Source organism: Legionella nigrisilvae (genome assembly GCF_977063395.2).
Genome location: NZ_CDRUGZ020000042.1, coordinates 436,465 through 448,682, shown reverse-complemented (window position 1 = coordinate 448,682; position 12,218 = coordinate 436,465). Strand labels below are relative to the sequence as shown.

The window sequence follows — 12,218 nt, the reverse complement described above, 5'->3', positions numbered from 1 at the left end:
TATGTTAGAAACTAATAAAGAACCAGCGAGTACGAAAAAAAATTACGTGGTGCATCGTAATGAATTACCCCTGAGTTGTCCCACAAAAGATATGATCTTATGGAATGCCCATCCTAAGGTTTATTTGCCAATTGAAAAAACTGGTATAGAGGTATGTCCTTATTGTGGCTCGAGGTTTGTTTTACAGAATGATTAAATCCATTTGTATTGTACGATTATCTGCATTAGGTGATGTTCTAATGGCGGTGCCACTCATTAGAACCTTACAATCCAGTTTACCCCATGCAAAGTTGACATGGATAATTTCAAAACCTGCTTTTGATTTGGTAGAAGGGATGGATGGAGTAGAGTTTATTCTAATTGATAAACCGAACAACATTGCAGATTATTGGCGCTTTAAAAAACAAATGAAAGGGCGTACCTTTGATGTATTATTAGCTCCGCAAGCGAGTTTAAGAACTAATTTACTCTATCCGTTTATCAAAGCAAAACGTAAAATTGGTTATGATGAGCATCGAGCGAATGACGCTCATGGTTTATTTGTTAATGAACGAATAACCCCGGGTTTAGAGCACACTTTAGATGGATTTTTGAAGTTTGCTCAGGCCTTAGGAATAGAGAAACGTGTTATACGTTGGGATTTACCTATTACTGAAGCAGATTATGAATGGGCAACACAACATTTACCCAAGCAAGGTCCGATTTTGGTGGTTAATCCCGCTGCCAGTAAGCCAGAGCGCAGTTGGCCTGTTGATCGCTATATTGAGGTCTTGCAAAGAGCCAGGAAAAAATGGAATGTACACGTTATTATAACCGGTGGCCCCATCGATTTCGATAAACACTTGGCAGACCAAATTATCCAAGTGATACCTGCGATTAACCTTGTTGGTAAAACAAAACCCAAACAATTGTTGGCGCTCATTAGTAAAGCCACGGTGGTTCTTTGTCCTGATACCGGACCTTCACATATGGCTACTGCTGTAAATACCCCAGTTATTGCGTTACATGCGGTGACCAACCCCCTTATTTCTGGGCCATATCTTTTTCAAGACTTGGTTGTCGATCATTATCCTGAAGCAGCAGAAAAAATTTTAGGTAGTAAACGTATCGAAGATGTTTGGGGGCAACATGTACATGGCGATGAACCCATGCAGTTAATCTCTGTTGATGAGGTGATGGAGAAGCTATCTACTGTTTTAGATGATTATAGATTCCCTACCTAAACGAGATAGCTCTTCGTCTTGGGAGCCTACCAAAATTTTCGAATCCCGATAGCCATAATCCGACCAAATTCTTACTCTGGTAGAGTTAGATCACTTAAAGAAACACCCTTCCTCCACATTTAAAAGAGAATCCTTCGTACTCCTTTCAACTAAATAAAGCTCAATTTCTTCAGTGGATGACTTATTGGGAAGGCAATAATTCCAAAAGAAAGAGGTTGTAGGGCTTTTTGCAGATTTAAAATGGATAGGCTCAGGGTCGCATAGGGGGTCTTTTGAATATAGAGGTGAATGCTGGTTCATTTTTGAATGAGAGGATTCTCTAGGAGAGCTTGCTTCTTGATATTGCTTTTTCTCTTCTTGAAGATGATCTAGGGGTTGTAGTTTAAAGCGATAAACATTCATTAGAATCATGCAGGCTTGAAAAATCATCAATGCAACACCGACTACGGGGTTAAGAGTTAAGCCAACTGAAACTAATAACCCACCTGAAAGCAAAATTGAACCCAGGTTGTAAACCAGACTCATGACCAGATTTTGATTTATATTGGACACGGTTTGTTTAGAGACAGCAAACGCAGAAGCAATTGATAATAATGCTCCATTATGGATTACAATACCTGCTGCCTGCTGGGTTAAAACATCACTGCCGTCGGAAACTACCGCAATACCTAAGTCACTGGCAGTAATTGCAGGAGTATCATTACCTGCATCCCCGATCATGGCTACCTTATGTCCTTTTTTTCTTAAGGCTTGGATATGGGATGTTTTTGATTGCTGCCCTTTTTCTTCAGCCGAACTGGCGATGCAGTTAGCATAAACTGTTTTAATACCCAGCGCTTTGGCATAACGATGAGCGGTTTCCTCATCTGCACCGGTACATAAACAGATTTCTTTGCCCATTGCTTTTAAAGCTCTAATCGTGCAGCACGCATCGTCCCGCACAGGATCGGTTATGACCATAAATCCAATTGCCATTTTATTCCGGGCAACATAGACTATTTGATCACCAGCTTGTAAGTTGGGTTGCTTGAAATTGCGTGGAATTTTGATTCCTTTTTCTTTCATTACGGTCATGCTGCCAATGACATAGTTTGAATCTTTTATTTTCCCAGAAATCCCGGAATGATGAGAGTGATCTAATAAATCTGTTTCAATGTCTGTTATCTTGTATTGACTTGCAAAAGAATAAATAGCTTTTCCTATAGGATGACTTGATTGCCGTTCAAGGGCCGCACAATAAGACAGAAAATCGAGCTCACTAAGTTTACTTTCTTCAAACAGATACAGCTCTTTTACACTAGGAACCCCAGTGGTTAGAGTGCCATTCAAATCAAACATGACCGTGTCTATTTGTTCTGCTTGTTGTAGTGTTTTAGCGCTTTTATATTGTACTCCATGCTCCGCTGCTTTATGCATCCCGGTTTTTACTGCTAAAGGAGTGATCAAGCCTAAAGTACAAGGGCATGCACTTACTAAAACAGATACAGCACATTGAATTGCTATGGCAGCAGGAAAAAAGAGTCCAATAATTATCCCAGAAGTCACTGCCAGTATAATTACGAGTGGGATAAAGTAAGTGAGTAATTGTCCTGTTTTTATTTCAATAGGTGCTTTTTCTAGCGCTGATAGTTCTATGGCTTTATCGAGTCGAGCTAAGAAGGATGAATTTTGAGTTTTTGTTACACGTATTGCTAACGGCTTTTCATTGTCGGCTAAGCGCATACCAGCGAGTACTTCCGTTTGCGGAGAAAAATATTGAGGAAAAATCGCACCGGTATTAATCGTTTTGTAAATGAGACTTTCATCCTCACAAATGCCATCAAGTGGAATAGTTTCTCCAGAATGCACAATAATTACATCATCTACTTCAATCTTATCTAAATCAATTTCATCAAAACCTTGAACGGTTCTTTTGCGCACCGTTCTAGGAGCTCGGTCTTGGAATTTTGCAGTACCAATTTTTTCTTTAATAGTCTCTTCAATTGCAATTCCTAGATGTCTAAATCCATAAATAAGCAAACCGGCCTCAAACATCATGGGAAGCCAAGGTAGAAATAGCGAAGCGACGGAAACGATTAAGATGGAGGCTGTACTGAGCGCAAATAGGCTATCCATAGTTAATGTTCTAGCCTTTGTTAGTTTTGTCCAAGCGTCGTGATACGAGTTTGCACCTAATATTAAGGTTAGTAGGGTACTAAAAACAGCCAGTGAGCTCACTACCGCTAAGGGCAGTCCACTCGTAGCGAGGCAAATGATGAGTACAGCAAGTCCTGAGACACAGCCTACCGCACCGAGAAACCAATGCGATGTAAAAAAGCTTCGAGCTTTCTCTAAGTAATTGGCTTGCTGATTCTTTATTTGTGCATTTTCTTGGGGCTTTTCTTTGGTTGATAAATATTCATATTCTTTACAAATAAATAGTTCATCAATATAGTCTTTTACTTCGTTCCATTCTTTATATTGATCCGTAGGTTCTTGCTCTTCCTCTAGAGTAATGATTGTTTTTTTAGGATCCGCGGTGGTGAGATCGACATGGAACTCTTTCATTCTATCCTTGAGTTTTTGCCTTAAATGGTACTCAAGAGAACCACTACAACTGACACAGGTCATTCCGTCGACATAAAAAGTATAGGTATTATTTTTGGACATGTTGGCTCGTTCATTAAGGTTAATTTATTAAGATTTGATAGGTTCATTTAGGCGAGATGCATCGTGATTTTCCGAACTTAATGGGGCGGATTTTATTGATAAGATGCTAGCCTTAGTCATTGATAAATAAGACGTTTCTTCCTGATTTTAGAAAATATCAAGCCTTAAGTTTTCTTAAAAACTAGAGGATTCAATGTGGGTGAAATCATATCATATGCATCATTTTTTGCACCATGTTTTTTAAATGATTTAATAAAGAAGTTCTTAAAAGGGATCTGTAACTTGGGGTGAATGATTTAGGTAAGCCAATTCATTGTTGTCGGGATGAAAGGAACTCCTTTCACCCCGTAGTTTAACTAAGGTTGTTGCCCGGATGTAAAATCAGTTGAGGGGGCGCCTGTACGAACACTTTGTAATAGCAAAATACTATTAGTCATTAGTAGGCGCTCATGGATTTGACGATCTAAATACAGCTGATAATTGATTTCAGCAAGCAATATGGCAATTTCTTTTTGCACTACGGCAGGTGGCGCATTATTCAGACTATTAATCCATGGAGTATTGCTGGGTCCTGTACCCCCTGTCCCAGAGGTTCCGCCAGTACCCCCTGTACCTGTACTCCCTGTACCCGTATTGTTAGTGCTACCCGCACTAGTCGTGTTATATAATCTCCAGGTTGCCATATTAAATTCGTTCAGTGCTTGGCTCGTTTGACTTCCGCCCTGCTGATTAGGCGCAGTTTGAGGCATTCTTTTTGACATAATGTAATAAAGGTTACTTACTCCTACGGAGTTTTGCGCTGCATAGGTACGTAAACTTGCCAGATATTTAGCCAAAGTTTGTGTGGCCTGCAGTTGTGCAGTTGATGGAGTGTTAGTTCCTGTTTTCATCAGAGTTCTAGTGTACAAATTATCATAATCTGTATATTTAGGTAATGAGATGGGAACGACACTTCCAGTCACGTAGCGTATGAAATTGGCTGCAAGTTGTTCTTGATTTTGTGCTGTTAATCCATTTTTGGGTACCTCTCCGTTGCCTTGGGTACTGCCAAGGTCTTGATTTGAATACATCAGAGGTCCTGTTAGGGCGTTGCTATTAAGATGATTTAAGAATTGCTGAAGGTAATTAGCGTTAAAAAAAGTGAACGCATTAGGAATTTCTCCTACCACTTTTGACGGTACTAAAGTGTCATAAGTCATAGAGCAGTTTTCAGTAAAGGTTTGTGGATCTTTCATGCAGTAAGTATAATTTGGAGTTGCCAAAATATTTAATACTGCTTGGCTTACGGGATCTTGTTGATAGGTTTTTTGGTCCATCAAGGCATTTACAGTAACTTGTCCAGAAGATGACAAATTATTGTAATTAGGAAAGGTATTGTTAGCTAAGGGATTAAGAATGGATGCACTAGGATTCAGGTTAGATGTGCCAGAAGTTTCCGCAGGCAGAAACTGTGCATAAGGATTTCCTGCGTTTCCTGTATTTGATCCCCCTCCACCACCTCCTGCAGTGCTGCCTGAAGTAAAAGTGTTGACAGGAATGGAACCTAATAAAGTATAAAACTGATAGGCCTGAGCAAGTTGGGAAGTTGTTAAATTGATCAGCGAATAACTTATTGAATAGCTTTGATTACCTTGTGTAGGAGTTTCCGTTACGTTATAACCTAAATAATTACCAAAATTTTGGAAGTATTCCACCAATTTTTGAATATTAGTAGAGGTTTGTTGTTGATTATATGAATCGTTTGGATCCTGAGCTGCAGCTGGAAATACAGCAAAAAAAAGTACGTTGAGCAATACAAATTTAGACGCTAATTTCATTTATTCTTCCCCTTCAAGTGCACGTAAAACAAGTTTTAGACGGTACTGACAAAAAACGCGCGACAATAATCTGAGACGCTCAAATACAATATTTCTTTTGAGAAAGACCCCGGCCGGATCGTGGCTTCCAGTGCTTGTCTCTTCGGCATGAATCAAAACACGTGACGCACTGCCTGGATGGACTGTATCAATTGCTTGCAGCAAGCGTAATCCTCGACCTGATTTGATATTACCTACAATTCGAATAAATTTGTCTTCTTCTGATAAGAGGCTCATATCTATTTTTTCGATGTCATCAAGTTCTTTGCCTAATTGCTCCATTGCTTGTTCGAACTCTGGATTTCCATCCAGGGTCCAATCTTCTACACTCTCCATAAAGGTAATGACTCTATAAATCATAGGATCAATATATTCAAACCAATATTGAGCAGACGCTTCATGACTAAGATCAGGCATATTTTTACTCTTTCTTTACTGTATTTTTAGCGGATGGACGAAATCATTACTTACTACTATAGTATATTATGAAAGAGAAAAGAAAGAAGTAAAAAATATGAAAAAGCAGTCAAGAATTGGTAATCTGCTCAGAAGAATAATTAATGTCCGTAGGTGGTTTGATTGGGATCGAATGAAGGCCTTTACCCTGTATTTGGTAAATGGTTTTAAACGTTTATTTGTCCCACAGAAAAAAGTTCAGGGTGAGTCCTTCGACGATGCAGTGAAACATTTGAATCTGACCGACGAAAGTATACTTAGCAAACAAAAATCTCTATTCCGATTGAGTATTATTATGGTATTTGCCGCTCTTTTGATTATGGGATATGCCGTATTTCAGCTTTTCTATGGTTCATTAAAAGCGTTTCTTGTAAGCATTGTTGTAACTTTAATTGCATTGGTTTTAGCCTTTCGTTATCACTTTTGGTACTATCAAATAAAGAATCGTAAGTTAGGATGTACCTTTAATGAATGGTATCGAAAGGGGTTGTTGGGGGAAAGAAATGAATAAGTTGTTGATAACGTTACTTCTCCTGGTGTTTCCTGGTCTGGTTTTAGCCGATGGTTCTTTAAGTTTTGCCCCTCCTGCGAGTGATTATTCTGTTGTCTTTCTCGGTAATTTATTTGGTGTTGTTGATGGAGTTTTAAGCGGTACTGGTAGCCAAATCATGGGAAGCATGTTTGCAGTATTTAATGCTGCAGTTTTGGCATTAGGGGGTATTATTATTATGTATACCCTCATAGTTTCCACCATGAATACTGCTCACGAAGGGCAGATGTTGGGCCAAAAATGGTCTTCAATCTGGATTCCAATCCGTTCCACGCTCGGTTTGGCTTTATTAATACCCAAAGCCTCTGGCTATTGCTTAATGCAAATTTTTGTCATGTGGATTGTTGTACAAGGAGTTGGTGCAGCAGATAAAGTATGGGATGCTGCACTAAGTTATTTGAATCGGGGTGGTGTTATTATCCAAGCCCAGCAAATAAATCCTACCGCATCCTTGACTGAGAATTCCAGCACATCCGGAATAGCGGGCATTGCTACTGGGGCGGTAAATATGCTTGCTGGACAGGTTTGTATGCTCGGCATACAAAGACAACTGGAAAATACCCGCCAAGATCTTCTTGATGCTCAATCCAAACAATCAGGAGCCTGTTACTCTGCTGAACAGGGTAGCTCAATGCAGAAATTTTGTTCCACTGTAGTCCCAGATTTTTTAAGTTCAGTTAATGCAGTAGCTGTTCAAAATGCTTCGCCAACAAATTCGTCTTGGAATGTAAGCATGCCGAATTTTGACTCCAGTTCACCTTATAGTTTTTTAAACGGGATTTGTGGCAGCATCGTCTGGAATAATATTAGCACCCTGAACTCCAAATTTGGTAGTCAACAGTTTCAAGCGACACCTAGTGCAGGGAATAATGTGAAGGTTGGAAATAACACCTTAACCCCAGCAGAGATTGCAGCGACGCAAATGTCAAGAGGCATTGCAGTCCAACAAATGTATATGGACTTAACCTCAGTATCTCGATCTATGGTCAGTAATGATCCACAACTGTCTACAACTACGAATACGAATACTACCAATCCTTTTTCTCCAGTCGCAATGCAACAATTTGGTGTCCCTTATAAGGAAAATGGCACAGTTTGTACTAGTTATAACAGCGGTACTGCCTCACAAGATAAATGTGTGATTTGGGGGCCGGTACAAGGTTCAACAGTCGGGGGAGTTCTATTTAACGGTGCAGAAATTATCAATGCGATTAACGATTATAATGGTATTATGATGCCCACGGTTAATCTCGCCCGTCTTATTTCTCAATCATCAGATAAGAATAAATCCACTGAGTTTATCAACAAAGCTACCACCCAAGGATGGATAATGGCCGGTGCTTATTTCTTTAATCTGGTACAAATTCAGGGCACTTCATCCATAGAAAATGCCGGGCAAGTCGATTCAAAGACAGGGCTGGATTCAAGTTCATTTGATCCCACCGCGATGGCTAGTCCATTTGTTATAAGCTCTGATGGTAAGACCGTCACCTGTGGTCCAGGAAATATGAAAGATAAGGACTTTACTGCCTTGTGTACCTGGTTAGGTGCAAGCAGTGATGGATTACAAAAAATACAAAATGTACAAGCCTTAATTACTAGTACTTCTCCACCTAAAAAACCTTCTTTGTCTTCCAATATGACTGCCGTAGGAAGTGCTCCTTCATCTACGACCTACGGGTATATAAACAATGCATTAATGATGCAAACTCCTGGTCAACCTGGAGTTAAGCCACTTACTTTTGCTAATTCAATTAATTTCGCGATTAATACTGATTTGTATCGTTTACAGCGGCAAAATTTTTCTTGTGGTGAAGTTAAACCGTTCTTTTCAATTTGCTTAGGGCAAATTCTTGGAAATATATTTTATAACATCATTTTAGTGACTATATATAATCTGTTTCTTGACATATTTGGCCAGATTATCAATCAGGTGGTTATGGCATTTTTAATGATCCCATTACAGGGAATGGCAAATATCTTTCAACAGGGGGTGAAGATTCTTGCTGAACCTGGAGTTAATCCAATTGTTGCCTTGGCAAATATGGGGAATTATTACATTAATTTTGCCGGTAATTTATGGATGATGTTGTTAAATATGGCAATTTCCAGCGCTTTAATTCCAGTCTTTGGTATCTTTATTTTTGCGATGATGTCCTTGGCGATGCCGCTAGTAATTGCATGGGTTGGCGTAATGGTCAGTGTCGGTTTTACTACAGCTTATTACATTCCGTTGCTGCCCTATGTGATTTTTACTTTTGGTGCTTTAGGTTGGTTGATTTCCGTTATCGAGGCGATGGTTGCAGCACCGATCGTCGCGTTGGGAGTAACCCATCCTGAAGGACATGATGCCTTTGGTAAAGGTGAGGCAGCAATCATGATTCTAGTGAATGTTTTCCTAAGACCTTCCATGATGATCATTGGTTATATTACTGCTATTGCACTCTCTTATGTGGGCGTTTGGATTTTAAATGCAGGTTATGATCAGGCTGTGTCCTTCATGCAACAGGAGCATACCGATAATTCTGTTCTTGTCGAAGGACTTTTGGGCTCATCTCCATCTTCCTCAGGTAGTGGAATCGGAGGAGTAAGTTATACAGATTGGGCCGGAATTTATGCCTTCTTCTTCTCAATTTTAACCTATACCACCCTATATTTAACGATTATACAAAAAGCATTTACCCTAATAACCTATCTACCCGATAAAGTCTTGCGATGGATAGGCGGCACTCCTGAAAGCATAGGCCAGGAAGCTTCCCAATGGGGTGAGGAAGTAAAAGGTAAGACCCAAGAAGCAGGAAAAGAAACCCAAACCGCACAGGGTCAAATCGATAAGACTTTGGGTGGATATGGTGTGAAAGGTGTTGGGATGGCCAAAGGGCTTCTGGGCAAAGGCGGTGGTGGTGGTAATGTTGATTTTCAAGGAGGTAATTCTACACAGAGCTCTGATGGTGAGGGTGGTGGTAACGAGGGAAAATCTAAAGGTAAATCGTCAAAAAAAAAGAGTAGTAGCTCCAATCAGGACTTGGGCGGCACCGATATGCCAATAACCAAGTAAGAGGCACTAGGAAAAGGGGTGTTTTTTCTTCAGGAGCAAAGAATTTGTTGTACATTGGGCAGAAAAGTATTTGCCCATATGTTATAATTGTATATTAAATAAACACTTAAATAAGTTTTTATCATGGTTGAATTATCTGCTCCTCAAAGTACTATAACGAGTCATTCAGATTTGGCTCAAGATAAGCTTAATGTTTTGCAAAAAGCAAAAATGGATGAAGAGCGATTCATGCAAGAATTGTTTCTTTTTCTGCAAAATAGACGTGGAACAATCTTAGAAGCGCAATTTGACCATAAAACTCCATTAAAAGAAATTGCCACAAGCAGTGGCTATCCTGATCTTCCTACCGCTTTAAATAATGCAAAAAATGCCCGGGGACAGCCCCCCCTAGTGCAAGCGCTGCAAGAACAAGATTTCACAGTAGTAAGATTTTTGCTCGATTCGGGTGCCGAATATGATGCTCAAGCACTCGAAGAATACGATATCGCCATACGTAGTAAACGGGGACAAGAAGCCCTTCAGCAACAGATAATTGCTCCTCCTGAGGGTTATGCTCCATCCGCTTCGGATAAGTTACATTCAGTTAAAGAATTTGGTCTGGTATTAGGTATAGTAATGACCAGCCAAGATGGTGTTTCCTCCCAGCGAGCTCATATTGGACCTACATACCAATTGATGACGGATACGGTCAAGGAATATAGTCAGAGCTATAGTAAAGAACCTGCAAAAGGGGACTTCAAACAAATTGCAGATGCCTTTGCTTTTGCAAATAAAACTGCTAATTTTCAATATAGTACTCCCGAAGGAAGTCCCGAAGCCGGCAATGCACTTTCTAAACGAATACAATCAGGTGAAGTAACCAGTGTTCCTATAAATTGCAAAGGGCACGCCATGGGATTATCTTTTGTGCCAGTCGAAGGAAATCCAGATAAAACCTATTTAGTGTTTACCAACCGTGGCGAAGGTGCAGCAGGAAAACATGGAACCCATATTTATGAAGTAAATACGAAGAAAATCACTCCAGATTTTATAAATCAGGTAATGAGTGGTCATGATAATGGAAAATCCCATGCTCAAATCATGGAACACATTAATCAGGTTACTCAAGGTAAAGATCCGGTTAGTATTATCAATCAAAAACCCCAGAAATATGATAATTGTACCATTGCAAACACGCGCGCTAATATTCATGGAGTCCTTCTCTGTCAGGAAGCCAATCGCAAAGGTGGTTTTGACCATGTGACACAAGAAGTACGTAATGAAGTGAAACAAACTTATAAAGAGTTCACTAGTGACATGAGAGATAAAAAAATTCAGCAATTAGAAAAAGCCATAGAAAAGGATCCTGACAATCCAGATCTAAAAGCTCTCGCCAAAGGGTATTTGGACAAACCCAATAGTAAATCTTCTGATGCCTTGATCGCGACGGTTGCTGAAGACCATCAAGAATCAATCAATATGACTAATCCTTAGCCTAAACACTTGTGTAATATGGGTATAAAATATGAGTTATATCGATAACGCAATTATTTAGGTGCGTTCACAATCGATAGATCAGAAATTCCGCGAATAAATTCCGACATTTCAACAGGCTCTTGACCTATTTTTAAAGAGCTTCGGACAAAATTTGCTGCTTCTAAGATCCTATCTAGTTTATATTTTTTTAATTGGATTGAATGTAAATAAGCAACAAAAAATTCAGTTTTTAAATTACCAATACCTTTACCCATACCTGCAAGGGATGCATCGATAAAGCGAACTCCGGAACTCATTGCTGCCAGGGCGTTTGCTTGCGCAAGACCAAGATTGTCATGAGCATGAAAACCAAATTGAAAAGGATATTTATGAATATACCTATCGTAAATTTCTTGGGTACGAGTGGGGAGTAAACTGCCGTTTGAATCAGCAAAATAAATAATATCAGGGGCATATTCGCTTATTTTTTTGAGGGAATCATCCAGTTCATTATCTTTGTAAAAAGAAATGCACATTAAATTAACCGAGACTTCCAGGTTTGCCTCTTTTGCCATTTTTATCTTAGACAACGCAGATGCAGGTTCGTTTTTAGCGAAGCAGATTCTTAATAAATCGACGCCACATTCTTTTAGCTCTATCAGATCGGTTTGAGAGAGATTGTTTGGAAAAACCATTACGGCCATTTTTGCTCTTTGAATCAAAGAACGACATAGAAGCAGGTAATCTTTGGCGCACCAGCCCGCTCGACCTACTTGGAGAGGTGTAAAAGTGCCATTGCGATAGCCTATTTCAATATATTCAATGCCTGAGTTATCAAGAGGGCGAAGGATTTCTTCGAGTTGAATGTCATCAAAATTAAAATTAGTTCGATGGCCTCCGTCTCTCAATGAGGCGTCTAAGAGTACAACAGGATCAAGCATATAATTCCTAGTGTTGGTAATAAAAAATAC

9 protein-coding genes are annotated in these 12,218 nt (G+C 39.6%); 5 read left to right on the top strand and 4 right to left on the bottom strand.

All coding sequences use genetic code 11. The features are described from left to right. The first annotated feature begins 1 nt into the window (after position 1). Positions 2-196: a zinc-finger domain-containing protein gene (locus tag ACWTE2_RS30225; protein WP_182392402.1), complete on the top strand. Its 195-nt coding sequence runs from the start codon at positions 2-4 to the stop codon at positions 194-196. Beyond that, a complete protein-coding gene (locus ACWTE2_RS30220) occupies positions 189-1,223 on the top strand; it encodes a glycosyltransferase family 9 protein (protein WP_454785662.1) in 1,035 nt (344 codons plus the stop codon). The genes ACWTE2_RS30225 and ACWTE2_RS30220 overlap by 8 nt, the downstream gene beginning before the upstream one ends. A 90-nt stretch (positions 1,224-1,313) precedes the next feature. Here the strand turns inward: ACWTE2_RS30220 and ACWTE2_RS30215 are convergent, their stop codons facing one another. The 3 genes from ACWTE2_RS30215 to icmW all read right to left on the bottom strand — a co-directional run bounded on the left by ACWTE2_RS30215 (position 1,314) and on the right by icmW (position 6,145). Continuing rightward, on the bottom strand, positions 1,314-3,872 hold the full coding sequence (locus ACWTE2_RS30215) for a heavy metal translocating P-type ATPase (RefSeq protein WP_454785661.1): 2,559 nt from the start codon (positions 3,870-3,872) through the stop codon (positions 1,314-1,316). Between the two features lie 356 nt (positions 3,873-4,228). Then, positions 4,229-5,689 (bottom strand): type IVB secretion system protein IcmX, encoded by a 1,461-nt coding sequence (gene icmX, locus ACWTE2_RS30210; RefSeq protein WP_454785660.1) that lies wholly within the window; start codon positions 5,687-5,689, stop codon positions 4,229-4,231. Further along, positions 5,690-6,145, bottom strand: a complete 456-nt coding sequence (icmW, locus tag ACWTE2_RS30205) for a type IVB secretion system protein IcmW (protein WP_182392406.1) — start codon at positions 6,143-6,145, stop codon at positions 5,690-5,692. It abuts the gene before it with no gap. Positions 6,146-6,242: 97 nt separating this feature from the next. On the opposite strand from icmW, the gene icmV reads away from it, so the two are divergent. The 3 genes from icmV to ankD all read left to right on the top strand — a co-directional run bounded on the left by icmV (position 6,243) and on the right by ankD (position 11,265). Then, positions 6,243-6,695 carry a type IVB secretion system protein IcmV gene (icmV, locus tag ACWTE2_RS30200; protein ID WP_454785659.1) on the top strand — a complete coding sequence of 151 codons (453 nt, stop codon included), beginning with the start codon at positions 6,243-6,245 and terminating at the stop codon, positions 6,693-6,695. Then, positions 6,688-9,792, top strand: a complete 3,105-nt coding sequence (gene dotA, locus ACWTE2_RS30195) for a type IVB secretion system protein DotA (protein WP_454785658.1) — start codon at positions 6,688-6,690, stop codon at positions 9,790-9,792. The genes icmV and dotA overlap by 8 nt, the downstream gene beginning before the upstream one ends. A 123-nt stretch (positions 9,793-9,915) precedes the next feature. Continuing rightward, a complete protein-coding gene (ankD, locus tag ACWTE2_RS30190) occupies positions 9,916-11,265 on the top strand; it encodes a Dot/Icm T4SS effector AnkD/LegA15 (RefSeq protein WP_454785657.1) in 1,350 nt (449 codons plus the stop codon). Between the two features lie 53 nt (positions 11,266-11,318). Here ankD and ACWTE2_RS30185 read toward each other — a convergent pair whose 3' ends face one another. Further along, entirely contained in the window at positions 11,319-12,188 is an 870-nt protein-coding gene (locus ACWTE2_RS30185) for a beta/alpha barrel domain-containing protein (RefSeq protein ID WP_454785656.1), read from the bottom strand. Positions 12,189-12,218 lie beyond the last annotated feature (30 nt).

Excerpts from the sequence above, each read along its gene's own strand:
- ACWTE2_RS30215 (WP_454785661.1), bottom strand. The coding sequence starts at position 3,872 with ATGTCCAAAAATAATACCTATACTTTTTATGTCGACGGAATGACCTGT.
- dotA (WP_454785658.1), top strand. The coding sequence starts at position 6,688 with ATGAATAAGTTGTTGATAACGTTACTTCTCCTGGTGTTTCCTGGTCTG.
- ACWTE2_RS30225 (WP_182392402.1), top strand. The coding sequence starts at position 2 with ATGTTAGAAACTAATAAAGAACCAGCGAGTACGAAAAAAAATTACGTG.
- ACWTE2_RS30220 (WP_454785662.1), top strand. The coding sequence starts at position 189 with ATGATTAAATCCATTTGTATTGTACGATTATCTGCATTAGGTGATGTT.
- ACWTE2_RS30185 (WP_454785656.1), bottom strand. The coding sequence starts at position 12,188 with ATGCTTGATCCTGTTGTACTCTTAGACGCCTCATTGAGAGACGGAGGC.
- icmX (WP_454785660.1), bottom strand. The coding sequence starts at position 5,689 with ATGAAATTAGCGTCTAAATTTGTATTGCTCAACGTACTTTTTTTTGCT.
- icmV (WP_454785659.1), top strand. The coding sequence starts at position 6,243 with ATGAAAAAGCAGTCAAGAATTGGTAATCTGCTCAGAAGAATAATTAAT.
- icmW (WP_182392406.1), bottom strand. The coding sequence starts at position 6,145 with ATGCCTGATCTTAGTCATGAAGCGTCTGCTCAATATTGGTTTGAATAT.
- ankD (WP_454785657.1), top strand. The coding sequence starts at position 9,916 with ATGGTTGAATTATCTGCTCCTCAAAGTACTATAACGAGTCATTCAGAT.